We start from the raw sequence: 22,433 nt of genomic DNA, 5'->3' as shown, positions 1-22,433 counted from the left end.
AAATGAGTGTGTTTTATCCGTTAATTCAGGCGCTGGTGCTATTTGCCGTTGCGCCATTGCTGTCCGGTATTACTCGCGTGGCGCGCGCCCGTCTACACAATCGCCGAGGGCCGGGCGTGTTGCAGGAGTACCGCGACATTATCAAACTGCTCGGTCGTCAGAGTATTGCGCCCGCTGATTCCGGCTGGGTTTTTCGCCTGACGCCGTTTGTGATGGTCGGCGTGATGCTGACTATCGCCACCGCGCTGCCGGTTGTCACCGTTGGATCTCCGTTGCCGCAACTGGGTGATTTAATCACTCTGATTTACCTGTTCGCGATTGCGCGCTTCTTCTTCTCTATTGCAGGCCTGGATACCGGCAGTCCGTTCACCGCGATCGGCGCCAGCCGTGAAGCGATGCTCGGCGTGCTGGTGGAGCCGATTCTGCTGCTGGGTCTGTGGGTCGCCGCGCAGGTGGCGGGTTCAACTCATATCAGCAATATCGCCGATACCATTTATCACTGGCCTGTCGCGCGCAGTATTCCGCTGATTCTGGCGCTGTGCGCCTGCGCCTTCGCCACCTTTATCGAAATGGGCAAGCTGCCGTTCGACCTGGCGGAAGCGGAGCAGGAGTTGCAGGAAGGGCCGTTGACCGAATACAGCGGTAGCGGCTTTGCGGTGCTGAAATGGGGCATCAGCCTTAAGCAACTGGTGGTGCTGCAAATGTTCGTCGGCGTGTTTCTGCCGTGGGGACAGATGGAAACCTTCAGCGCAGGCGGACTGTTGCTGGCGCTGGTGATTGCCGTCGTCAAGCTGATTGTCGGCGTACTGGTGATCGCCCTGTTTGAAAACAGCATGGCGCGACTGCGTTTTTGCGCCACTTCACGCGTGACCTGGGCCGGTTTTGGGTTTGCGTTTTTAGCCTTCGTCTCCTTGCTGGCGGCGTGATTTAAGAGAGTTTGAGCATGTCTGAAGAAAAATTAGGTCAACAATACCTTGCGGCGCTGCACCAGGCGTTTCCGGGCGTCGTGCTGGACGAAGCCTGGCAGACCAAAGATCAGCTGACTATTACGGTAAAAGTGAACTATCTGCCGGAAGTGGTGGAGTTTCTTTACTACCAGCAGGGTGGGTGGCTGTCGGTGCTGTTCGGTAATGACGAACGCCAGTTGTGCGGCCACTATGCCGTTTATTACGTGCTGTCGATGGAGCAGGGCACGAAGTGCTGGATTACCGTCCGCGTTGAAGTGGATGCCCATAAGCTGGAATTCCCATCCGTTACGCCGCGCGTGCCGGCTGCCGTGTGGGGTGAGCGCGAAGTACGCGACATGTACGGTTTAATCCCGGTCGGTTTGCCGGATGAACGCCGTCTGGTGCTGCCAGACGACTGGCCGGATGAACTCTATCCGCTGCGTAAAGACAGTATGGATTATCGTCAGCGCCCGGCGCCGACCACCGATGCGGAAACCTACGAGTTCATTAACGAGCTGGGTGACAAGAAAAATAACGTGGTGCCGATTGGCCCGCTGCATGTTACTTCCGATGAGCCGGGACACTTCCGTCTGTTCGTCGATGGCGAAAACATTATCGACGCCGACTACCGCCTGTTCTACGTCCACCGTGGTATGGAAAAACTGGCGGAAACCCGCATGGGTTATAACGAAGTCACCTTCCTGTCGGATCGCGTGTGTGGTATCTGCGGTTTCGCGCACAGCACTGCCTACACCACTTCCGTGGAAAACGCGATGGGCATTCAGGTGCCGGAGCGTGCGCAGATGATCCGCGCCATTCTGCTGGAAGTGGAACGCCTGCACTCGCACCTGCTGAACCTAGGCCTCGCCTGCCACTTTACCGGCTTTGACTCCGGCTTTATGCAGTTCTTCCGCGTGCGTGAAACCTCCATGAAGATGGCGGAGATCCTTACCGGGGCGCGCAAAACTTACGGTCTGAACCTGATCGGCGGGATTCGCCGCGATCTGCTCAAAGAGGACATGATCCAGACCCGTCAACTGGCGCAGCAGATGCGTCGTGACGTGCAGGAGCTGGCGGACATGCTGCTGAGCACGCCGAATATGGAACAGCGTACCGTGGGTATCGGCCGTCTGGACCCGGAAATTGCCCGCGACTTCAGTAATGTCGGCCCGATGGTGCGCGCCAGCGGTCACGCCCGCGACACCCGAGCCGACCACCCGTTTGTGGGCTATGGCCTGCTGCCGATGGAAGTGCACAGCGAGCAGGGCTGCGATGTGATTTCTCGTCTGAAAGTCCGTATCAACGAAGTTTACACCTCGCTGAATATGATCGATTTCGGTCTGGATAATCTGCCGGGCGGCCCGCTGATGGTGGAAGGCTTTACCTATATTCCGCACCGTTTTGCGCTCGGCTTTGCCGAAGCGCCGCGTGGCGATGATATCCACTGGAGCATGACCGGCGACAACCAAAAGCTTTACCGCTGGCGCTGTCGTGCGGCGACCTACGCCAACTGGCCGACGCTGCGCTATATGCTGCGCGGCAACACCGTCTCCGACGCGCCGCTGATTATCGGCAGCCTCGACCCGTGCTACTCCTGTACCGACCGGATGACCGTGGTCGATGTGCGTAAGAAGAAGAGCAAAGTCGTGCCGTACAAAGAACTTGAGCGCTACAGCATTGAGCGTAAAAACTCGCCGCTGAAATAAGGAATCGCCATGTTTACCTTTATCAAAAAAGTTATCAAAACCGGCACGGCGACCTCGTCTTATCCGCTGGAGCCGATTGCGGTTGATAAAAACTTCCGCGGCAAGCCGGAACATAATCCGCAGCAGTGCATCGGCTGCGCCGCCTGCGTTAATGCCTGCCCGTCGAACGCGCTGACGGTGGAAACCTTACTTGCGACCAATGAGCTGGCGTGGCAGTTCAATCTTGGCCGCTGCATCTTCTGCGGTCGCTGCGAAGAAGTTTGCCCGACGGCGGCGATCAAACTGTCGCAAGAGTACGAACTGGCAGTGTGGAAGAAAGAAGACTTCCTGCAACAGTCCCGCTTTGCGCTGTGCAACTGCCGCGTGTGTAATCGTCCTTTCGCCGTACAGAAAGAGATCGACTACGCCATTGCGCTGCTTGCGCACAACGGCGACAGCCGCGCGGAAAACCACCGCGAAAGCTTTGAGACCTGCCCGGACTGTAAGCGTCAGAAATGCCTGGTGCCGTCCGACCGTATTGAACTGACTCGCCATATGAAAGAGGTCAGCTAATGAGCAATTTATTAGGCCCGCGTGACGCCAACGGCATTCCGGTACCGATGACGGTGGATGAATCCATCGCCAGCATGAAGGCGTCTCTACTGAAAAATATTAAGCGTTCGGCATACGTTTACCGCGTGGACTGCGGCGGCTGTAACGGCTGTGAAATCGAAATCTTTGCGACGCTGTCGCCGCTGTTTGATGCCGAGCGTTTCGGCATCAAAGTGGTACCGTCGCCGCGTCATGCCGATATTCTGCTGTTTACCGGCGCGGTGACCCGCGCCATGCGCTCTCCGGCACTGCGCGCCTGGCAGTCGGCGCCGGACCCAAAAATCTGTATCTCTTACGGCGCCTGCGGCAACAGCGGCGGTATTTTCCACGATCTGTACTGCGTGTGGGGCGGTACCGACAAAATCGTCCCGGTGGATGTGTATATTCCAGGCTGCCCGCCAACGCCTGCCGCCACGCTGTATGGCTTTGCGATGGCGCTTGGCCTGCTGGAGCAGAAAATCCACGCCCGCGCGCCGGGTGAGCTGGACGATCAGCCCGCAGAGATCCTGCATCCGGATATGGTGCAGCCGCTGCGCGTGAAGGTGGATCGCGCGGCGCGCCGGCTGGCGGGTTATCGCTATGGTCGTCAGATCGCCGATGATTACCTGACACAGTTGGGGCAGGGCGAGCAGCAAGTGGCGCGTTGGCTGGAAGCGGAAAACGATCCGCGTTTAACCGAAATTGTCACCCATCTCAATCATGTTGTTGAAGAGGCGCGTATCCGATGAGCGAACAGGTGGTGTTCAGTCAACTGAGCCGTAAGTTTATTGATGAGAACGATGCGACGCCTGCCGAGGCGCAGCAGGTTGTCTATTACAGCCTGGCGATTGGTCACCACCTGGGGGTTATCGATTGTCTGGAGGCCGCGCTCACCTGCCCATGGGATGAGTATCTGGCGTGGATCGCCACCCTGGAAGCCGGTAGCGATGCCCGGCGTAAAATGGAAGGCGTGCCGAAGTATGGCGAGATCGTCATCGATTTCAACCATGTGCAAATGCTGGCGCGCGCGTTTGATGAGGCGCGCGCCGCGCAGACCCCGCAGCAGCAAGAATGGAGCAAACTGATGCTCAGTATGCTGCATGACATTCATCAGGAAAGCGCCATCTACCTGATGGTGAGGAGGCTTCGTGACTGACGTTTTACTCTGTGTCGGCAACAGCATGATGGGCGACGACGGCGCAGGCCCGTTACTGGCGGAAATGTGCGCGGCGCAGCCGAAGGGTAATTGGGTGGTGATTGATGGCGGCAGCGCGCCGGAAAACGACATTGTGGCGATTCGCGAACTGCGCCCGCAGCGTCTGTTGATTGTCGACGCCACCGACATGGGGCTTAATCCGGGCGAGATCCGCATTATCGATCCGGATGATATCGCCGAAATGTTTATGATGACCACCCACAATATGCCGCTCAACTACTTGGTCGATCAGCTGAAAGAGGATGTCGGCGAGGTGATTTTTGTTGGTATTCAGCCGGATATCGTCGGGTTTTATTATCCGATGACTCAACCGATTAAGGACGCGGTAAACATCGTCTATCAGCGCCTGGAAGGCTGGCAGGGAAACGGCGGATTTGCCGCGCTGGAAGCGCCGGAGGCGTAAAATGCGCACATATTTAGGGAGAATTTGTGTTACACGGCAAAGGCGGTAAGAAGGACGTGAAGATTATCGTATGGAGCGGACTGCTATTTTTCTGCATCGCCGCGCGCGCACTGGCCACCGGTTTTGTCGGTTACCTGCCGATGAGCGACGGTGAATATGCGCAAAAGCGTGCGCTGAAGCCGCTGTTGACCCTGCCTTATTCTGTATCGCCCGACCAGACCTGGCATTTTCGCCAGGTCGGAGTCAGTGGCGTGACGCTACTGCCGGAGCCGAAAAAAGATAACGAATGGCGGATTAGCGGAAAAGACAGAGCCGGTAATTCGTGGGTTGTCCCGGTGGGAATGCTGATTAATTTGGCGGGTAATGCGCAATTTTATCGCGCTGACCTCGATCGTAACGGCATTCAGGATCTGGTTATCTGGTTGGGCAATCCTGGGTTGGGCCTGGCGCCGAGCGCGCAATACATCATTTTCACCTTTCTCAAGAATGGCCGCCCCTGCGTCTTTGAACCGTGGGGGTTTTATACCGCCAGCGATACTGGCGTCGATGATTTGCTTGATTTACAGGGCAATGGGCGCACGCAACTGTTGGATATGCAGTTTGACTCAGGCTACTGGATAACCAATTTATATCAGGTGAAGGACGCCCGCTGGCAGCGCGTACACGGCTGGTTTGGCCGGTTGAGTTATCCGGCGCTGACCCGTTTTAATCACTATCCTGGCCGTAAATTAATTATCAAACCTATTGCCGGAAGGAATCCGCAAACGGACGATCTTTCCCTTACGCAGCGCTGTTTAATACGCGGTAACGTATTGCCAGGCGTTAATCAGGATTGATGCCAGTTGCGGTGCAGCGTTGGCTGGCTATCACTGCAAATTTTGACCACCACTGGCGACATTACGTGTCATCGACACTTGTGACGATGACACGTAAATGCTCACGAAAATAGAAATAATATTCTTAAATAACAATGAAATAAAAATTGGCACGATTCGTGTATATATCGGCACATCATCTGTTATTGCTGGAGAATTTGATGAACCGTTTCATCATTGCAGACGCGAGTAAGTGCATTGGTTGCCGTACCTGTGAAGTGGCTTGCGTCGTATCCCATCAGGAAAATCAGGATTGCGCATCGCTGACCCCTGAAACCTTTTTACCTCGTATCCATGTCATCAAAGGCGTGAATGTTTCCACGGCAACGCTGTGTCGCCAGTGTGAAGACGCGCCGTGCGCCAACGTTTGCCCGAATGGCGCCATCAGCCGTGACAAAGGTTTTGTTCATGTGATGCAGGAACGCTGCATTGGCTGTAAAACTTGCGTAGTGGCATGTCCTTACGGCGCCATGGAAGTGGTGGTACGTCCGGTGGTTCGCAATAGCGGCGCGGGGCTGAACGTGCGTGCCGAAAAAGCCGAAGCCAACAAGTGCGATCTGTGTCACCACCGTGAAGCCGGTCCGGCCTGTATGGCCGCTTGCCCAACGCACGCCCTCATCTGCGTGGACCGCAATAAGCTCGAACAGCTGAGCGCGGAAAAACGCCGTCGTGCGGCGCTGGATTCAACGGCATCGCTGCTTTTCTGATTTCTGCGATTGCGCGTAGAATACGCCACAAAGCATTGCCGGATGGCGGCATCAATGCCTTATCCGGTCTACGGTCCGTGCGGTTGTAGGCCTGATAAGCGTCGCGCCATCAGGCATCCGGGGTCGATGATGGCGGGAAAATAAGATGGCGATAGACACACCTTCCGGCGTACAGCTACGCATTCGGGGCAAAGTACAGGGCGTCGGTTTTCGTCCTTTTGTCTGGCAGCTGGCGCAGCAGTTGCGATTACACGGCGACGTGTGTAATGACGGCGACGGCGTCGTCGTTCGGCTGCTGGAAGATCCGTCGCAATTTATTGCCGCGCTCTATCAGGATTGCCCGCCGCTGGCGCGCATTGACAGCGTTGAACACGCGTCGTTGGTATGGGAGCGCGCACCGACGGATTTCACCATTCGTCAGAGCGCAGGCGGTTCGATGAACACGCAAATCGTGCCGGATGCGGCGACCTGCCCGGCATGTCTTGCCGAGATGAATACCCCAGGCGAGCGGCGCTACCGTTATCCTTTCATCAATTGCACCCACTGCGGACCACGCTTCACCATTATTCGCGCTATGCCCTATGACCGGCCATTTACGGTGATGGCGGCGTTTCCCTTGTGTCCGGAATGCGACAGCGAATACCGCGATCCGTACGATCGCCGTTTTCATGCCCAGCCCGTTGCCTGTCCGTCATGCGGGCCGCATCTTGAGTGGCGGAGCCAACATGAACGAGCGGAAAAAGAGGCGGCTTTGCAGGCGGCGGTCGCCCAACTGAACGCCGGAGGCATTATTGCCGTTAAAGGGCTGGGTGGTTTTCATCTGGCCTGCGACGCGCGCAACGATAACGCAGTGGCGATGCTGCGGGCGCGTAAACATCGCCCGGCGAAACCATTGGCGGTGATGTTGCCCACGGCGCAAACGCTGCCGAGCGCGGCGCGTTCGCTGCTGACCACGCCAGCGGCCCCGATTGTACTGGTGGATAAGCAGTATGTACCTTCGCTGAGTGAGGGCATCGCGCCAGGACTTACGGAAGTGGGCGTGATGCTGCCAGCCAATCCATTGCAACATCTCTTGTTGCAGGCGCTCAATTACCCGCTGGTGATGACATCCGGCAACCTGAGCGGCAAACCGCCCGCCATCACCAACGAACAGGCGCTGGACGATTTACACGATATTGCCGATGGTTTTCTGTTGCACAATCGCGACATTGTACAGCGCATGGACGACTCTGTCGTGCGCGACAGCGGCGAAATGCTGCGTCGTTCGCGGGGATACGTGCCGGACGCGATTGCGTTGCCGCCCGGATTTCGCGATGTGCCGCCGATACTTTGTCTGGGCGCGGATCTGAAAAACACGTTCTGTCTGGTACGCGGCGAACAGGCGGTTGTCAGCCAACATTTGGGCGATCTCAGCGATGACGGTATCCAGGCGCAGTGGCGCGAGGCATTGCGTCTGATCCAGTCAATCTACGATTTTACGCCAGAGCGTATCGTCTGTGATGCGCATCCGGGCTATGTTTCCAGTCAGTGGGCCAGTGAGATGCGTCTGCCGACAGAGACGGTGTTACACCATCATGCCCATGCGGCGGCTTGCCTGGCCGAGCATGGTTGGCCGCTGGACGGCGGAGAGGTGATTGCCCTGACGGTAGACGGTATCGGCATGGGTGAGAATGGCGCGCTATGGGGCGGAGAATGTTTGCGGGTCAATTATCGCGAGTGCGAACATTTAGGCGGTTTACCCGCCGTGGCGCTGCCGGGAGGCGATCTGGCTGCCAAACAGCCGTGGCGTAATCTGTTGGCGCAGTGCCTGCGCTTTGTGCCGGACTGGCAGGATTACCCGGAGACAGCGGGGCTGCAACAGCAAAACTGGAGTGTCCTGGCGCGCGCCATTGAGCGCGGCGTCAATGCCCCGTTGGCCTCTTCCTGCGGGCGGTTGTTTGACGCGGTGGCCGCCGCGCTTTGCTGCGCGCCAGCATCGCTTAGCTATGAGGGCGAGGCCGCCTGCGCGCTGGAGGCGCTGGCCTCTCAATGCGCTAACGTTGAGCATCCGGTAACGATGCCGCTTAACGGCGCTCAACTGGACGTCGCTGTTTTCTGGCGGCAATGGTTGAACTGGCAGGCCACGCCCGCGCAACGCGCCTGGGCTTTTCATGATGCGCTGGCGTGCGGGTTTGCCACGCTAATGCGCCAGCAGGCTACGGCGCGGGGGATAACCACTCTGGTCTTCAGCGGCGGGGTGATACACAACCGCTTACTGCGCGCGCGTCTTGCCTTTTATCTTTCTGATTTTAAATTGTTATTTCCGCAGCGGTTACCGGCGGGCGACGGCGGGCTGTCGTTTGGACAGGGCGTGATTGCCGCAGCGCGAGCATTAAGGGAAGTGTAGGGCACCGGATGGCGGCTGCGCCTTATTCGGCCTGTAAACAGATGCTCACTCGTAGGCCGGATAAGACGCGAAGCGGCGCCATCCGGCATCACAGGCTTATACGGACAACGTTTTCAGCAGTGCAAAGGCCTCTTTCATGCGGTCTTCACTCACCACAAAGGCGCGTAGCTGGCCTTCTCCACTCATGCCTTTGGCAATCATACCGTCAGATTCTGCGGTAATCTGCCAGCTTAAATCGCGGCGCTGAGTTTCTCCCGCCAGATGCAGCGGCAGTTCCGGCGTTTTGACTTTGACCAGCATCGCCGGTAGCTTCAGCGGCGCGTTGCCGCCGAGCAGATTTTTCGCCAGGTACATCGCGCTTAACTGGATCGGTTGCAGGAAGGGCAGCACCTGACCATTGATTTCCGCGCAATCGCCGATCGCATAAATATCCGGGTGACTGGTCTGTAGATAGCTATCCACGCAGACGCCGCGGTTGACGACTACCCCGGCGCGGCGCGCCAGAGCGGTTTCCGGGCGTAAGCCGCTGGCGGCAATCACCGCATCGACCTCAATACTATGCTGGCTTACCAGCGTAGCGCGGATACCGGCTTCGGTTTTCTCCAGTTTTTGCAACTGCGATTTCAGCAGCAGATGCACCCCCATATCGGTCAGGTGATGCTGTAAGCGACTGCTCACTTCCGGTGGCATCAGTGAGGCGAGAAGGCTGGCGGCGTTATCCATCAGCGTTACCGTTTTCCCGGCGCGGCAGAAATCCATTGCTAATTCACTGCCAATGAGACCGCCGCCGACAATCAGCACTCGCTGCGCGTCGCGCAGTTGTGTCTCACAGGCTCGGTACTCCTGCTGGCTATTCAAAGTAAGCATTAACTCACGTCCTGCAATCGGCGGCACAAAGGCTGTCGCCCCGGTCGCCAGTACCAGCTTGTCGTACTGCCACTGCTTATCCTGACTTTTCACCACATGGGCATCGGCATCAATGTCAGCAACCCTGGTATGCGGGAACAGTCGCAGATTAAACTGTTCAGCAAATTCCCCCGCTAACTGGCGGGTGAGATCATCGGCGCGCTGCGACTGGCTGATAACGTGGCTGAGATCGGGCTTGTTGTACTCATCCATGCTGTCCGCCGCAATCAGAGTTAACGGCACATGCGCATCTTGTTTACGGATATTTTTGACGAGCTGGCGGGCGGCGAAGCCCGACCCAATAATGATGATCCCCCGACTCATTTTGCCTCCGTCGCCAGTACGTCGAACACGTCTTTACCTAATGAACATTCCGGGCACAGGAAGTTATCCGGCACGTCGCTCCACGGCGTACCCGGCGCGACATCCTGCAACGGCTCGCCCTGCGCAGGGTCGTAAATCCACTGGCATACGCTGCATTGCATTTTAGGGCCGAGGTCTGCGGCGGCGCAGGTTGTGGTTTCTTCGACTGGCGCGGTTTTCTGTGTGGTTTCCGGCAGCGGAGCAAGCGCCCACTGACGCGCGATGTCGCGACCGTGCTGACGGCACAACTCCAGCGCATCCAGATCCGGACGCCATTTCGCTTTCAGACTCAGGGACATTTCAAAACCGGCATCCTGTAAGCGCGTGGACAGTCGATCCACCGCGCCGCCGCTCCAGCCATGAGAACCGAAGGCGCTGGCGCGTTTGTTGCGAAAGCGCAGGCCGGTCATCTCTTCCACCAGACCAGCGATTTTCGGCATCATCACGTTGTTCATGGTAGAAGTGCCGACCAGAACGCCTTTCGAACGGAAGACGTTGGTCAATATTTCATTTTTATCGCTGCGGGCGACGTTAAAGATTTTGACCGCCACGTTCGGGTCCACTTCATTGATACCCTGCGCGATGGCATCCGCCATCATGCGAGTATTGTTCGACATGGTATCGTAGAAAATAGTGATACGATCTTCCTGATAATCTGCCGCCCATTTCAGATACAGTTCCACGATTTGCGTTGGGTTGTCGCGCCATACCACGCCGTGTGAGGTGGCAATCATATCCACCGGCAGGTTGAAGCCGAGGATTTCGGTAATTTTTGGCGTTACCAGACGGCTGAACGGCGTCAGGATATTGGCGTAGTAGCGCTGGCATTGTTCAAACAGTTCGGTTTGGTCCACTTCATCATTGAACAGGCGCTCGTCGCAATAGTGCTGACCAAAGGCGTCGTTGCTGAATAACACCGCGTCGCCGGTCATATAGGTCATCATGCTGTCCGGCCAGTGCAGCATCGGCGTTTCCACGAAGATCAACTGCTTGCCGTTGCCGATATCCAGCGTATCGCCGGTTTTCACCACCTTAAAATTCCATTCCGGGTGATGGTGATGGCCGTTGATAGAGTCAATGGCGTTGGCGGTACAGTAGATAGGCGTGTCCGGGATCTGCGCCATCAGTTCGGTCAGCGCGCCTGCATGGTCTTCTTCGGCATGGTTAATGATGATGTAGTCGATATCCGCGAGGTCGATTTCACTGCGCAGGTTTTGCACAAACTCACGGCTAAACTTATGATCGACGGTATCGATCAGCACATTCTTTTCTTCACGAATGAGATAGCTGTTATAGCTGCTGCCACGCAGCGTTTTGTATTCAGTGCCGTGAAAATCACGTACTTCCCAGTCGCGTTGGCCAACCCAATGAATATTATTTTTAACCAGAATAGACATAACCACCTCAATTCATTCAACGTTTACAAAAAGTTGTTTTGCTTATTGCAGGTAGTGTGCCAACTTTTTATATTATTGATTTATATATATTTATGATGATTTGCATTTTTGATATAGTCAAAAAGACTATAAATGATGCTGTCAATATGACACTATAGGTTGTCAAAATGACAATGAGGTAACCATGAGTTTTTCCGTGGAGGTATTGGCGGGCATCGCCATTGAGTTACAACGCGGCATTGGGCATCAGGATCGTTTTCAGCGGCTGATTACTACGCTGCGTCAGGTGCTGGCGTGCGACGCCTCGGCGCTGCTGCGCTATGAATCACGACAATTTATTCCACTGGCGATTGATGGCCTGGCGCAGGACGTTCTCGGCAGACGTTTTACCCTGGAAGGGCATCCGCGCCTGGAAGCCATCGCCCGCGCGGGGGACGTGGTGCGTTTTCCGGCTGATAGCGATTTACCCGATCCGTATGACGGGTTAATTCCCGGACAGGAAAGCCTGAAAGTCCACGCCTGTGTTGGTCTGCCGCTGTTTGCCGGACAGAACCTCATCGGTGCGCTGACCCTTGATGCTATGACGCCGGAGCAGTTCGAGGTATTTAGCGATGAAGAGCTACGGCTTGTCGCCGCGCTGGCCGCCGGGGCATTGAGTAATGCGCTGTTAATTGAACAACTGGAAAGCCAGAACATGCTGCCGGGGTCGTCAGGCGTGTTCGAACCGATAAAAGAGCCGCACATGATCGGCCTGTCGCCGGCGATGACGCAGTTGAAAAAAGAGATCGAGATTGTGGCGGGCTCCGATCTTAACGTGCTGATCGGCGGTGAAACGGGGACCGGTAAAGAGCTGGTGGCGAAAGCTATTCACCAGGGCTCCCCCAGAGCGGTCAATCCGCTGGTCTATCTCAACTGCGCCGCGCTGCCGGAAAGCGTGGCGGAGAGCGAGTTGTTTGGTCATGTAAAAGGGGCTTTTACCGGGGCTATCAGTAATCGTAGCGGTAAGTTTGAAATGGCCGACAACGGTACGCTGTTTCTGGATGAGATTGGCGAACTGTCGCTGGCGCTACAGGCCAAGCTACTTCGCGTGTTGCAGTATGGCGATATTCAGCGCGTCGGCGACGATCGTAGCCTGCGCGTGGATGTGCGGGTGTTGGCGGCGACCAACCGTGACCTGCGTGAAGAGGTGCTGGCGGGGCGTTTTCGCGCCGATCTGTTCCATCGCCTGAGCGTTTTCCCGCTCTTTGTGCCGCCGCTGCGCGAGCGCGGCGATGATGTGGTGCTGCTGGCGGGCTATTTTTGCGAGCAGTGCCGGCTGCGGCTGGGGCTGTCCCGCGTGGTGCTGAGTCCCGGCGCGCGCCGCCATTTGCTCAGCTATGGCTGGCCGGGCAACGTCCGGGAGCTGGAACATGCCATTCACCGTGCGGTTGTACTGGCGAGAGCGACCCGGGCAGGGGATGAGGTGATACTGGAGGCGCAGCATTTTGCCTTGTCAGAGGATGTTTTACCCGCGCCGCCTGCGGAAAGCTTTCTGGCGCTGCCGACTTGCCGCAATTTGCGCGAATCGACGGAGAACTTCCAGCGAGAGATGATTCGCCAGGCGCTGGCGCAAAATAATCATAACTGGGCGGCCAGCGCGCGGGCGCTGGAAACCGACGTCGCCAACCTGCACCGGCTGGCGAAGCGTCTGGGACTGAAGGATTAGATAATCCCCGCCTGGTAGAAATCCTGTAGGTTAATGGCGCCGGTGAGTTTGCCGTTTTCATCGACCACTGGCGCGGCGGTAATTTTGCGCTTCATCAGGAGCTCTTTGGCGTCAATGGCGCGGCTTTGCGCCTGGAGCGTAATACCGTTGGGCGTCATGGCTTCGCTTACCGGCGTGGTGAGCGCGCCGCCGCCCACCAGCCAGCGGCGCAGGTCGCCGTCGGTAAAGACGCCTTTCACAACATGTTGCTCATCGCAAACCGCCACCAGCCCCAGCCCGGTACGGCTAAGTTCCAGCATGGCATCCATCACGCTGGTGGCGAGCATCACCTGCGGTATTGCATCGCCCTGGCGCATCAGGTGATGCACATTATTGAGCAAACGCGCGCCCAGTGCGCCAGCCGGATGCGAACGGGCGAAATCTTCTTCGTTAAAACCGCGCGCCTGCATGACCGCCATCGCCAGCGCATCGCCCATCATCAGCGTATTGACGGTACTGGATGTCGGCGCCAGATGCATCGGACAGGCTTCACGCTCGACGGAAATATCCAGAACGGCTTTTGCCGCTCGCCCCAGCGGAGAGTGAGGTTTACCGGTCATCGCCAGCAGCGCGACGGATTTATCTTCCAGACGCGGGATGATGAGGTCGAGTTCTTTTGCGCCGCCGGAATAGGAGATAAATAACATCACATCGCGGCTTTCAATCATCCCCAGATCGCCATGCAGTGCTTCCGCCGGATGAACAAAAAAAGCGGGAGTACCGGTACTGGCAAGCGTCGCGGCGATTTTTTTACCAATATGACCTGATTTACCAATACCGGAAACGATCACTTTGCCTTCACAGTGAATAATGATATTGGCGGCGCGGACAAAATCATCGCCCAGACGCTCCGGCAGACGGCTGGCTTCCTGTAGCTCCAGCATTAAAGTCTGACGGCCCGCGTTTAGTAGTGCATCACTCATTGCTTTCTCCGGTTATGATTACTTCAATCCCTTTTGCTTCCAGCGCCTGACGAAATGCCGGATCGATCCCCGCGTCCGTGATCAGTTTGTCGACGGTTTCCAGACTGCACACCACATTGGGGCTTTTACGACCAAATTTTGAGGAGTCCGCCATCAGAATCACCTCGCGTGCTGCATTGCACATTGCGTTACTGACGGTGTAAACCTCATTGAACGTGGTCACACCGACATTCAGGTCAATACCGTCAGTTCCCATGAAAAGTTTATCAAAGCTGAATTGCTCAAAGGCGTTTTCCGCCAGTTGACCGTGAAACGACGCCGATTTTTTACGGAAGGTGCCGCCGGGCATCAGGATAGTTTGTTCGTTGTCCAGTTCCGATAGCGCGTTAACAATATGGAGGCTGTTGGTCATCACCGTGATGTTGCTAAAACGCGAAAGCAACGGCACCATCTGTAACACGGTACTTCCGGCGTCCAGAATAATGGAATCGCCATCATGGATATATTTCACAGCGGCTGCGGCTATCAGCGCTTTTTTGTGGGTGTTGATAAGCGTTTTGTGATCAATAGGCGGATCGGACTCTTCTTTATTCAACACCACGCCGCCATAGGTGCGGATGACGGTTCCGGCATTTTCCAGAATGACCAGATCTTTACGGATAGTGGTGCCTGTCGTGTCAAAGTACTGGGCCAGTTCTTCAACCGAGCATTTTCCCTGTTTTTGCAGGTGCTCCAGAATCGCGGCCTGACGCTGACGAGGTTTCATAGGCGTGATTACCCTGACTTATGTATTTACCCGTCATACTTCACGCTGCATGTGCGTTGGCTTTCCTCGCTTACCCCGGTCACGTACTGATGTACGCTCCTGGGATTCACTGCGTCGCCGCCTTCCTGCAACTCGAATTATTTAGGGTATTGGTTGCAAAATGATAATTTCGCAAGCTATACGCATTCACAACGAAATTACCCATGTTTCAGTTTAAGCGCCAATGATAGTGCATTCTGCGCGAGCGAATCATGGGGAAAGATCACATCAGGCTGTAATTCATGCAAATGTTTTCCTTGCATTGCGGCAATTTTAACCGGTCTGGCGAATACCGTAAGGCCTTTCATCAATAAAGTGTCCGTCACCCGCTGCTGTTCGTCCAGCGCCACGGCAACCACCACCCGGGGCTTAAAACGCCCGCCGGAGCGCCCGACGCCGACCCGCCCCTGTTGGCTAAGTTTATCGAAAGCCCGATTAAAGCGGGAAATCTGCCAACCGCCCAGCGCCAGCTGCGCACACCAGGCGATAACGGCGACGGTAATCAGAGTGGAAACCATAATGTGCTCCTGTTGGTTTGCCTGATGGCGGCGTAACCGTCTTATCCGGCCTACGGCGCCATCCGGCAATTCACGGTCAGAACATCACTTGACCGCCGGTTACGTTGATCGACTGCCCGGTGCAATAAGACGCTTTCGGGCTGGCATAAAATAGCAGCATGTTCAGCACATCCTGATAATCACACCCGCGTTTGAGCGGTACTTTATCAATGTAATACTGTTCCACCTCGTCGGGCTTAATGCCCAGTTTAGTGGCGTATTGCGGCAGCAGTGACTGGAACATTGGCGATTTCAACAGGTTGCCGAGCATCAACGAGTGTACGGTAATGCCGTATTCCGCCAGATCCAGCGCCAGAGACTGGGTTAACCCCACGCCGCCGAATTTCGCCGCGCTGTAGCCGGAGTTGTGTTTACTGCCCACTTTGCCGGATTTAGAGTTAATCTGAATAATGCGCCCCTGAATGCCGTCGCGGATCATCAGGCGGGAAAACTCACGGGCGCAGAGGAAATAGCCCACCAGATTCACCTGTAGCGAGCGGTCAAAATCGCCCAACTGGAAATCGCTGATAAACGCCGCTTTGGCGATACCCGCGCTGTAAACCAGCAGATCGACGCGCCCGAAAATCTCGTCTACGCCGCGGGACAGCGCCAGCACGCTCTGCTCGCTGGTAGCGTCGGCGCCAAAACCGTACGCCATACCTTCGCCAAAATCGGCGTTAATTTCCTGGGCGACATTCGCGGCTTTATCGCTTTGAATATCAACGACCGCCACGCGGTATCCTTCTTCTGCAAGCCCACGGCAAAGGAATGCCCCCAGGGTCTGGCCTCCGCCAATGACAACGGCAACTTGATTCATGTTTTTTCTCCTTAAGCGACAAACGTCAAAATACAGCCCGGCGCGATATCGTCCGGTACAGGCCCCGCAACGTGTACGGTGCCGGGAAATTCTGCTTCGCGCAGACCATCGAAGCGCAAAGTGATATGCCCCAGTTCACGCAGGTTTTGCTCGGCTACGCTGCCGACCGCCGTGACCGGATAGCAATGTTGGCCCAATTCACACCGCGCGCCAGGCTGCAGCGCGCCGGTCAGTTCGCCATGACAATGGATGAAGCAAAATTCTTCGATATCCGCCGGCGCGCCTTCCCGAAACGTAATCAGCATCTGTTCGCCGAGCGCCTCCATCGCGCTCTGGCCGATACGGGTGATGGTGGTTTGATAAATCACGCTCATGTCTGAACCTCTTATTGATAGATAAAGCCGGAAACAAACCAGGCGATAAGTACCGTGGGCGCGCCAGTCAGGAAGCGTCCGACCAGCACGGAAGGTACGCCGACGCGAACGGTGTCTTGTTTCGCTTCCGCCAGTGACAGGCCGACCGGGATAAAGTCGCAGGCCGCCTGCGCGTTAATCGCGAACAGGGCGGGAAGCGCCAGATGCGGGGGGATATTGCCCAGGCCTATCTGAACGCCGATCAGGACGCCAATGACCTGAGCGATAACCGCGCCAGGGCCGAGAAAGGGCGACAGCAGCGGGAACGAGCAGATCAATGCCAGCGTCACCAGCCCCAGTGGATGGCTGGCTAATGGCGCCAGGCCGTGGGCGATCCAGTCGCCAAGACCTGAGGCCATAATGATGCCGATCAGCGCCGAAACGAACGCCATAAACGGCAGGATTGTTTTCAGGACCGTATCAATGGTGTCGCGACCGGACTGGAACAGTACCGCCACGGCGGAGCCCATTCCCATACCGACTTTTGCCAGCAGCCCGTCGCTCTGCTCGGTGATTTTTTTGCTGGTGTCGTAGTCACGTCCTAATGTCGTTTTGGCAGGCTGGGGACTGGCAGGCGTTTCGCCGACAAGAGTAATGTTTTCTTCTTTTACGCCGGAGACATAAATATCCTCAACAATATACTGCGCCAGTGGGCCGGACTTACCCGTCGAGTGAATATTAATGGTTGGAATCCGGCGTTTCGGATAGATACCGCAGCGCAGCGTACCGCCGCAGTCGATAATGGCCGCGCCGATCTCCGCTTCCGGCGGTTCGCCTTCTTTAAAGCCGTCCACCGCTTGCCAGCCTGTTAGTTGCGCCAGTTTGTCGACGATCGCCGGGCGCGTACCGGCTGTGATATAGACGATCTTTTTGCCTGGCGTAACGTCCAGTTCAAGCGGGCCGCCCCAGCCGCCGGCGCCTTTCTCAATACGAACCCGTGTCATGATACCGCTCCTGTCAGATGAACTTTCTGCTCAAGTTGAATCCCCATTTTTTTCTCAAAAATAGCGGTGGTGAGATCGGTGACCCAACCGCGGAAGAAGTTCGTCACCAGACCTACCAGCAGATAGCTCACCGCGAGCGGGCCGAGAGGAAGCCCTAACGTGGTGAGTCCGCTGGCGATACCCAGATAAACAAACAGTTCGCCGGGATTGATATGCGGAAACAGACCGTTCATGGAGTGACAGCTATAGGAGGCCGCCGCGTAATAGCTCGGCTTGTACTTCTCCGGCATAAAGCGTCCCAGGCTCAGGGTCATCGGATTACAAAAAACAAATGTCCCGATACACGGTAAAAGCAGGTAACGAGATAGCGGATTTCCGGAACAACGTTGGGCAAAACGCTCAATACGCTGCTGGCCGATAAAATTGATGAGCGCATTCATGATAACCAGCAGGCTTATCAGTAGCGGAAGAATACCTGTCACCATACCGGTAAACACCTCTCCGCCTTTCTGGAATAACCCGATGAACCACTCCGCACCATGTGTAATGGTTTCGATCATTGTTCTCTCCTGTAGGGTTTTTAGTTTTCTTGCTAATTTCCTGTTCATTGTAATCATGTTGAAAGATTCAAAAGTGTTATTGTGATCGCAAAATAAAAGAAAAATATTTTAAGTTGAAAGATTGCGGGAGTGGGGGAGCGGATACAAACTGAAAAGAGGAGAAAGGTGATTTATTCTCTTGTGCCGCTTCCTTGTGCGGCGGGGGATGCTTTACCATACTTCTCCCTGGCTGAATTTGTTTAATGGATGTCTCATGTTCAAGCGTCGTTATGTAGCGTTACTTCCACTTTGCGTATTGCTTGCTGCCTGTAGCAGCACGCCAAAATCTTCCGAGACTCAAGCGACGACGGGCACGTCTTCCGGCGGCTTCCTGCTTGAGCCGCAGCATAACGTCATGCAAATGGGCGGCGACTTCGCCAACAACCCTAATGCGCAGCAGTTCATTGATAAAATGGTCAGTAAACACGGTTTCGACCGTCAGCAACTGCAGGAGATCCTCTCGCAGTCTAAAAGACTGGATTACGTCCTGCGTCTGATGGACAGACAAGCGCCGACCACTCAGCCGCCCGCCGGACCAAATGGCGCCTGGTTGCGCTACCGCAAACAATTTATTACGCCGGATAACGTGCAAAACGGCGTCGCGTTCTGGAATCAGTATGAAGACGCGCTGAACCGCGCCTGGCAGGTATACGGCGTACCGCCGGAGATCATCGTGGGCATCATCGGCGTGGAAACCCGCTGGGGACGTATCATGGGGAAAACACGGATTCTGGACGCGCTGGCGACGCTGTCATTTAACTATCCGCGCCGGGCGGAATATTTCTCCGGCGAGCTGGAAACCTTCCTGCTCATGGCGCGCGATGAGCAAGACGATCCGCTCAATCTGAAAGGTTCCTTTGCGGGCGCGATGGGCTACGGCCAGTTTATGCCATCTTCCTATAAAGAATATGCGGTCGATTTCAATGGCGATGGGCACATTAACTTGTGGGATCCGGTAGATGCCATCGGCAGTGTGGCGAACTACTTCAAGGCGCATGGTTGGGTGAAAGGCGATACGGTTGCGGTGCCGGCGAATGGTCAGGCGCCGGGACTGGCGAATGGTTTCAAAACAAAATACAGCCTCTCTCAGCTTGCCGCCGCAGGCTTAACGCCGCAGCAATCGTTGGGCAATCATCAGGAAGCCAGCCTGCTGCGTCTGGATATCGGTACGGGCTACCAGTACTGGTACGGCCTGCCGAACTTCTACACCATTACCCGATATAACCACAGCACGCATTATGCGATGGCGGTTTGGCAACTGGGCCAGGCGGTAGCGCTGGCGCGGGTGCGCTAATTTACGCTTAGGGAGGGGAGCACCCCCTCCGCTATTATTATGGCTTTTTGGGCTGATTCTCTGCCTGCAAGTGGGATATCTTCTTTGATAGTGCCAGACTATATCCCAGACATCCCAGGCCTAAGATAATTTGACCGCCATCATACGGTTCAAAATAGCCTGACGACAATATATTCAGTACTCCCATGACAAGTGAACAGACGCCGCCAATTGTGGCCCACAGCCGTAGTTGGGTGGTTTGTTTTAGTGTTTGCTGTGTGCTTTCCGTTTTTTTGAGTGACATCCTTGCTTTCTCTCCGTGCGTGTAAATTTAGCGACATGGTACTGCTATTTAGTCATGTGCTACCTCATTTCATTCTGCATAAATAACCTGCTGGCATTTTTTCGGAATCCGACTCGTAAAATCGACTGCTCGTCCCCATCTCTGGTGAGAAAGTGCTATCTTGTGCGGCAGGATTTCTAACTGACAGAGGTCATGATGACTGACAGTGAACTGATGCGGCTTAGCGAGCAGGTCGGGCTGGCGTTAAAAGCGCGCGGGGCGACCGTAACTACAGCAGAGTCCTGTACCGGCGGCTGGCTGGCGAAAGCCATTACCGACATCGCCGGAAGCTCCGCCTGGTTTGAACGCGGCTTTGTCACCTATAGTAATGAAGCCAAAGCGCAGATGATTGGCGTGCGTGAAGAGACTCTGGCGCAGCATGGCGCGGTCAGCGAACCCGTAGTGGTCGAAATGGCGATCGGGGCGCTGAAGGCCGCTCGCGCCGATTTTGCTGTCGCTATTAGCGGGATTGCCGGGCCGGATGGCGGCAGTGAAGAAAAGCCTGTTGGTACGGTGTGGTTTGCTTTCGCCAGCGTCAGTGGAGAAGGGATTACGCGTCGGGAATGCTTCAGCGGCGACCGCGAATCGGTGCGTCGACAGGCGACGACGTACGCGCTACAAACCCTGTGGCAACAATTTCTACAAAACACTTGATACTGTATGAGCATACAGTATAATTGCTTCAACAGTACGAATTCACTATCCGGTTCAATACCAAGTTGCATGACAGGAGTAATAATGGCTATCGACGAAAACAAACAGAAAGCGTTGGCGGCAGCACTGGGCCAAATTGAAAAGCAATTTGGTAAAGGCTCCATCATGCGTCTGGGTGAAGACCGTTCTATGGATGTGGAAACTATCTCCACCGGTTCGCTTTCACTGGATATCGCACTCGGTGCGGGCGGTCTGCCGATGGGGCGTATCGTCGAAATTTACGGGCCGGAATCTTCCGGTAAAACGACCCTGACGCTGCAGGTGATTGCCGCTGCGCAGCGTGAAGGTAAAACCTGTGCGTTTATCGATGCGGAACACGCGCTTGACCCTGTTTACGCACGCAAGCTGGGCGTCGATATCGATAACCTGCTCTGCTCTCAGCCGGATACCGGCGAGCAGGCGCTGGAAATCTGTGACGCGCTGGCGCGTTCAGGCGCGGTGGACGTCATTGTGGTCGACTCCGTAGCGGCGCTAACGCCGAAAGCGGAAATCGAAGGCGAAATCGGCGACTCTCACATGGGCCTCGCGGCGCGTATGATGAGCCAGGCGATGCGTAAGCTGGCGGGGAACCTGAAACAGTCCAACACGCTGTTGATTTTCATCAACCAGATCCGTATGAAGATTGGCGTGATGTTCGGTAACCCGGAAACCACCACCGGCGGTAACGCGCTGAAATTCTATGCCTCCGTTCGTCTTGATATCCGTCGTATTGGCGCGGTGAAAGAGGGCGATAATGTCGTGGGTAGCGAAACGCGTGTGAAAGTGGTGAAAAACAAAATCGCCGCGCCGTTTAAGCAGGCCGAGTTCCAGATCCTCTACGGCGAAGGCATCAACTTCTATGGCGAACTGGTTGACCTGGGCGTGAAAGAGAAGCTGATCGAGAAAGCGGGCGCATGGTACAGCTACAACGGCGAGAAGATTGGCCAGGGCAAAGCGAACGCGACTACCTGGCTGAAAGAGAACCCGGCGACAGCGAAAGAGATCGAGAAAAGGGTTCGTGAATTACTGTTGAGTAATCAGAATGCCACGCCCGATTTCGCCGTTGACGATAGCGAAGGCGTTGCAGAAACCAACGAAGATTTTTAATCATCAGGTGATGGTGGGTCGGACAAAACGAAGCCGCCATTCAGCAAAACGTTAAATTACCATCAAGGGCTGCATTTATGCGGCCCTTTTGGCATTTCTCCCTGTTAAGGTTTTTTATGAGTGAACCCACATCGCGCCGTCCCGCTTATGCTCGTCTCCTTGATCGTGCGGTACGTATTCTTGCTGTCCGCGATCACAGCGAGCAGGAATTACGGCGTAAACTCTCCGCGCCGGTGATGGGCAAAAATGGGCCGGAAGAGATTGATGCGACGGCAGACGATTATGAACGCGTGATCGCCTGGTGCCACGAACATCACTATCTTGATGACGAGCGCTTCGTGATGCGCTTTATCGCCAGTCGTAGCCGCAAAGGCTATGGCCCGGCGCGTATTCGCCAGGAGTTGAATCAGAAAGGCATTTCCCGTGAATCGACTGAAAAAGCGATGCGAGAATGTGAAATTGACTGGAGTGAAATGGCACGTGAACAGGCCGTTCGCAAATATGGCGAGCCGCTCCCTTCAAACTTTTCAGAAAAGGTTAAGGTACAGCGCTTTTTGCTCTATCGCGGGTATCTGATGGACGATATCCAGCAAATATGGCGAAATTTTGCAGATTGAGCGCATACGGGATTTTACTTCCCGGTAAAGAAAACTTATCTTATTCCCACTTTTTCCGTCTGGACGCGGGTTGCTTAACGGCGAACAGCGTCTGCGACGAATATTCCTTAAATACACAAAAT

General features: G+C 55.6%; 24 protein-coding genes. 14 read left to right on the top strand and 10 right to left on the bottom strand.

Annotated elements, in window-relative coordinates:
• Positions 1 to 2 precede the first annotated feature (2 nt).
• The 9 genes from ABVM99_RS04835 to hypF all read left to right on the top strand — a co-directional run bounded on the left by ABVM99_RS04835 (position 3) and on the right by hypF (position 8,810).
• Positions 3 to 926: a respiratory chain complex I subunit 1 family protein gene (locus tag ABVM99_RS04835; protein WP_000110563.1), complete on the top strand. Its 924-nt coding sequence runs from the start codon at positions 3 to 5 to the stop codon at positions 924 to 926.
• A gap of 17 nt (positions 927 to 943) precedes the next feature.
• Positions 944 to 2,653 (top strand): formate hydrogenlyase subunit HycE, encoded by a 1,710-nt coding sequence (gene hycE / locus ABVM99_RS04830; RefSeq protein WP_058800545.1) that lies wholly within the window; start codon positions 944 to 946, stop codon positions 2,651 to 2,653.
• 9 nt (positions 2,654 to 2,662) lie between these two features.
• Positions 2,663 to 3,205: a formate hydrogenlyase subunit HycF gene (hycF, locus tag ABVM99_RS04825; RefSeq protein WP_000493773.1), complete on the top strand. Its 543-nt coding sequence runs from the start codon at positions 2,663 to 2,665 to the stop codon at positions 3,203 to 3,205.
• Complete coding sequence (gene hycG / locus ABVM99_RS04820; RefSeq protein ID WP_000067419.1) at positions 3,205 to 3,972, top strand: formate hydrogenlyase subunit HycG; 768 nt, start codon at positions 3,205 to 3,207, stop codon at positions 3,970 to 3,972. The genes hycF and hycG overlap by 1 nt, the downstream gene beginning before the upstream one ends.
• Complete coding sequence (locus tag ABVM99_RS04815) at positions 3,969 to 4,379, top strand: formate hydrogenlyase maturation HycH family protein (RefSeq protein ID WP_000003725.1); 411 nt, start codon at positions 3,969 to 3,971, stop codon at positions 4,377 to 4,379. Before hycG ends, ABVM99_RS04815 begins: the two co-directional genes overlap by 4 nt.
• Positions 4,372 to 4,842: a hydrogenase maturation peptidase HycI gene (hycI, locus tag ABVM99_RS04810; RefSeq protein WP_023181870.1), complete on the top strand. Its 471-nt coding sequence runs from the start codon at positions 4,372 to 4,374 to the stop codon at positions 4,840 to 4,842. Before ABVM99_RS04815 ends, hycI begins: the two co-directional genes overlap by 8 nt.
• Before the next feature lie 26 nt (positions 4,843 to 4,868).
• A complete protein-coding gene (locus ABVM99_RS04805) occupies positions 4,869 to 5,678 on the top strand; it encodes a hypothetical protein (RefSeq protein WP_023195229.1) in 810 nt (269 codons plus the stop codon).
• A 200-nt stretch (positions 5,679 to 5,878) separates the two neighbouring features.
• Positions 5,879 to 6,424 carry an electron transport protein HydN gene (hydN, locus tag ABVM99_RS04800; RefSeq protein WP_001078791.1) on the top strand — a complete coding sequence of 182 codons (546 nt, stop codon included), beginning with the start codon at positions 5,879 to 5,881 and terminating at the stop codon, positions 6,422 to 6,424.
• 145 nt (positions 6,425 to 6,569) lie between these two features.
• A complete protein-coding gene (gene hypF / locus ABVM99_RS04795) occupies positions 6,570 to 8,810 on the top strand; it encodes a carbamoyltransferase HypF (protein ID WP_052938319.1) in 2,241 nt (746 codons plus the stop codon).
• 96 nt (positions 8,811 to 8,906) lie between these two features.
• On the opposite strand, the gene norW is transcribed toward hypF, so the two are convergent.
• Complete coding sequence (gene norW, locus ABVM99_RS04790; RefSeq protein ID WP_023195231.1) at positions 8,907 to 10,040, bottom strand: NADH:flavorubredoxin reductase NorW; 1,134 nt, start codon at positions 10,038 to 10,040, stop codon at positions 8,907 to 8,909.
• The gene (gene norV, locus ABVM99_RS04785) at positions 10,037 to 11,476 is read right to left on the bottom strand and encodes an anaerobic nitric oxide reductase flavorubredoxin (protein WP_017441154.1); all 1,440 of its coding nucleotides are present in this window, start codon (positions 11,474 to 11,476) and stop codon (positions 10,037 to 10,039) included. Before norV ends, norW begins: the two co-directional genes overlap by 4 nt.
• A gap of 184 nt (positions 11,477 to 11,660) precedes the next feature.
• Between norV and norR the strand changes: the two genes are divergently transcribed.
• A complete protein-coding gene (gene norR / locus ABVM99_RS04780; protein ID WP_023195232.1) occupies positions 11,661 to 13,181 on the top strand; it encodes a nitric oxide reductase transcriptional regulator NorR in 1,521 nt (506 codons plus the stop codon).
• On the opposite strand, the gene gutQ is transcribed toward norR, so the two are convergent.
• The 7 genes from gutQ to srlA form a co-directional block, all read right to left on the bottom strand.
• Positions 13,178 to 14,143, bottom strand: a complete 966-nt coding sequence (gutQ, locus tag ABVM99_RS04775; RefSeq protein ID WP_001278206.1) for an arabinose-5-phosphate isomerase GutQ — start codon at positions 14,141 to 14,143, stop codon at positions 13,178 to 13,180. The genes norR and gutQ overlap by 4 nt on opposite strands.
• On the bottom strand, positions 14,136 to 14,909 hold the full coding sequence (gene srlR / locus ABVM99_RS04770) for a glucitol operon DNA-binding transcriptional repressor SrlR (RefSeq protein WP_000804536.1): 774 nt from the start codon (positions 14,907 to 14,909) through the stop codon (positions 14,136 to 14,138). Before srlR ends, gutQ begins: the two co-directional genes overlap by 8 nt.
• A 197-nt stretch (positions 14,910 to 15,106) precedes the next feature.
• Positions 15,107 to 15,466: a transcriptional regulator GutM gene (gene gutM, locus ABVM99_RS04765; protein WP_000255198.1), complete on the bottom strand. Its 360-nt coding sequence runs from the start codon at positions 15,464 to 15,466 to the stop codon at positions 15,107 to 15,109.
• Between the two features lie 76 nt (positions 15,467 to 15,542).
• On the bottom strand, positions 15,543 to 16,322 hold the full coding sequence (gene srlD, locus ABVM99_RS04760) for a sorbitol-6-phosphate dehydrogenase (protein WP_001077372.1): 780 nt from the start codon (positions 16,320 to 16,322) through the stop codon (positions 15,543 to 15,545).
• Between the two features lie 11 nt (positions 16,323 to 16,333).
• Entirely contained in the window at positions 16,334 to 16,696 is a 363-nt protein-coding gene (gene srlB / locus ABVM99_RS04755; RefSeq protein ID WP_000111555.1) for a PTS glucitol/sorbitol transporter subunit IIA, read from the bottom strand.
• An 11-nt stretch (positions 16,697 to 16,707) separates the two neighbouring features.
• Positions 16,708 to 17,679 carry a PTS glucitol/sorbitol transporter subunit IIB gene (locus tag ABVM99_RS04750; protein ID WP_000199039.1) on the bottom strand — a complete coding sequence of 324 codons (972 nt, stop codon included), beginning with the start codon at positions 17,677 to 17,679 and terminating at the stop codon, positions 16,708 to 16,710.
• Positions 17,676 to 18,239, bottom strand: a complete 564-nt coding sequence (gene srlA / locus ABVM99_RS04745; protein ID WP_023195233.1) for a PTS glucitol/sorbitol transporter subunit IIC — start codon at positions 18,237 to 18,239, stop codon at positions 17,676 to 17,678. The genes ABVM99_RS04750 and srlA overlap by 4 nt, the downstream gene beginning before the upstream one ends.
• 253 nt (positions 18,240 to 18,492) lie before the next feature.
• On the opposite strand from srlA, the gene mltB reads away from it, so the two are divergent.
• The gene (gene mltB, locus ABVM99_RS04740) at positions 18,493 to 19,572 is read left to right on the top strand and encodes a lytic murein transglycosylase B (RefSeq protein WP_000476826.1); all 1,080 of its coding nucleotides are present in this window, start codon (positions 18,493 to 18,495) and stop codon (positions 19,570 to 19,572) included.
• Positions 19,573 to 19,609: 37 nt separating this feature from the next.
• Here mltB and ABVM99_RS04735 read toward each other — a convergent pair whose 3' ends face one another.
• Positions 19,610 to 19,855: a hypothetical protein gene (locus tag ABVM99_RS04735; RefSeq protein WP_000053777.1), complete on the bottom strand. Its 246-nt coding sequence runs from the start codon at positions 19,853 to 19,855 to the stop codon at positions 19,610 to 19,612.
• Positions 19,856 to 20,050: 195 nt separating this feature from the next.
• On the opposite strand from ABVM99_RS04735, the gene pncC reads away from it, so the two are divergent.
• The 3 genes from pncC (at position 20,051) to recX (ending at position 22,311) form a co-directional block, all read left to right on the top strand.
• Positions 20,051 to 20,548 (top strand): nicotinamide-nucleotide amidase, encoded by a 498-nt coding sequence (gene pncC / locus ABVM99_RS04730; RefSeq protein WP_000132239.1) that lies wholly within the window; start codon positions 20,051 to 20,053, stop codon positions 20,546 to 20,548.
• An 84-nt stretch (positions 20,549 to 20,632) separates the two neighbouring features.
• A complete protein-coding gene (gene recA, locus ABVM99_RS04725; RefSeq protein WP_000963150.1) occupies positions 20,633 to 21,694 on the top strand; it encodes a recombinase RecA in 1,062 nt (353 codons plus the stop codon).
• A 116-nt stretch (positions 21,695 to 21,810) separates the two neighbouring features.
• Complete coding sequence (recX, locus tag ABVM99_RS04720) at positions 21,811 to 22,311, top strand: recombination regulator RecX (RefSeq protein ID WP_001294863.1); 501 nt, start codon at positions 21,811 to 21,813, stop codon at positions 22,309 to 22,311.
• Positions 22,312 to 22,433 lie beyond the last annotated feature (122 nt).

It is taken from the genome of Salmonella sp. SJTUF15591 (genome assembly GCF_043356435.1).
GTDB classification, from domain to species: Bacteria; Pseudomonadota; Gammaproteobacteria; order Enterobacterales; family Enterobacteriaceae; genus Salmonella; species Salmonella enterica.
Note: the sequence above shows the minus strand (reverse complement) of the source record. Positions and strands in the feature narration are given on the sequence as shown.

What these genes read in the sequence shown, in the direction of transcription:
- ABVM99_RS04835 (WP_000110563.1), top strand. Translation starts at nt 3, where the DNA reads ATGAGTGTGTTTTATCCGTTAATTCAGGCGCTGGTGCTATTTGCCGTT.
- hycE (WP_058800545.1), top strand. Translation starts at nt 944, where the DNA reads ATGTCTGAAGAAAAATTAGGTCAACAATACCTTGCGGCGCTGCACCAG.
- hycF (WP_000493773.1), top strand. Translation starts at nt 2,663, where the DNA reads ATGTTTACCTTTATCAAAAAAGTTATCAAAACCGGCACGGCGACCTCG.
- hycG (WP_000067419.1), top strand. Translation starts at nt 3,205, where the DNA reads ATGAGCAATTTATTAGGCCCGCGTGACGCCAACGGCATTCCGGTACCG.
- ABVM99_RS04815 (WP_000003725.1), top strand. Translation starts at nt 3,969, where the DNA reads ATGAGCGAACAGGTGGTGTTCAGTCAACTGAGCCGTAAGTTTATTGAT.
- hydN (WP_001078791.1), top strand. Translation starts at nt 5,879, where the DNA reads ATGAACCGTTTCATCATTGCAGACGCGAGTAAGTGCATTGGTTGCCGT.
- hypF (WP_052938319.1), top strand. Translation starts at nt 6,570, where the DNA reads ATGGCGATAGACACACCTTCCGGCGTACAGCTACGCATTCGGGGCAAA.
- norW (WP_023195231.1), bottom strand. Translation starts at nt 10,040, where the DNA reads ATGAGTCGGGGGATCATCATTATTGGGTCGGGCTTCGCCGCCCGCCAG.
- norV (WP_017441154.1), bottom strand. Translation starts at nt 11,476, where the DNA reads ATGTCTATTCTGGTTAAAAATAATATTCATTGGGTTGGCCAACGCGAC.
- norR (WP_023195232.1), top strand. Translation starts at nt 11,661, where the DNA reads ATGAGTTTTTCCGTGGAGGTATTGGCGGGCATCGCCATTGAGTTACAA.
- gutQ (WP_001278206.1), bottom strand. Translation starts at nt 14,143, where the DNA reads ATGAGTGATGCACTACTAAACGCGGGCCGTCAGACTTTAATGCTGGAG.
- srlR (WP_000804536.1), bottom strand. Translation starts at nt 14,909, where the DNA reads ATGAAACCTCGTCAGCGTCAGGCCGCGATTCTGGAGCACCTGCAAAAA.
- gutM (WP_000255198.1), bottom strand. Translation starts at nt 15,466, where the DNA reads ATGGTTTCCACTCTGATTACCGTCGCCGTTATCGCCTGGTGTGCGCAG.
- srlD (WP_001077372.1), bottom strand. Translation starts at nt 16,322, where the DNA reads ATGAATCAAGTTGCCGTTGTCATTGGCGGAGGCCAGACCCTGGGGGCA.
- srlB (WP_000111555.1), bottom strand. Translation starts at nt 16,696, where the DNA reads ATGAGCGTGATTTATCAAACCACCATCACCCGTATCGGCCAGAGCGCG.
- ABVM99_RS04750 (WP_000199039.1), bottom strand. Translation starts at nt 17,679, where the DNA reads ATGACACGGGTTCGTATTGAGAAAGGCGCCGGCGGCTGGGGCGGCCCG.
- srlA (WP_023195233.1), bottom strand. Translation starts at nt 18,239, where the DNA reads ATGATCGAAACCATTACACATGGTGCGGAGTGGTTCATCGGGTTATTC.
- mltB (WP_000476826.1), top strand. Translation starts at nt 18,493, where the DNA reads ATGTTCAAGCGTCGTTATGTAGCGTTACTTCCACTTTGCGTATTGCTT.
- ABVM99_RS04735 (WP_000053777.1), bottom strand. Translation starts at nt 19,855, where the DNA reads ATGTCACTCAAAAAAACGGAAAGCACACAGCAAACACTAAAACAAACC.
- pncC (WP_000132239.1), top strand. Translation starts at nt 20,051, where the DNA reads ATGACTGACAGTGAACTGATGCGGCTTAGCGAGCAGGTCGGGCTGGCG.
- recA (WP_000963150.1), top strand. Translation starts at nt 20,633, where the DNA reads ATGGCTATCGACGAAAACAAACAGAAAGCGTTGGCGGCAGCACTGGGC.
- recX (WP_001294863.1), top strand. Translation starts at nt 21,811, where the DNA reads ATGAGTGAACCCACATCGCGCCGTCCCGCTTATGCTCGTCTCCTTGAT.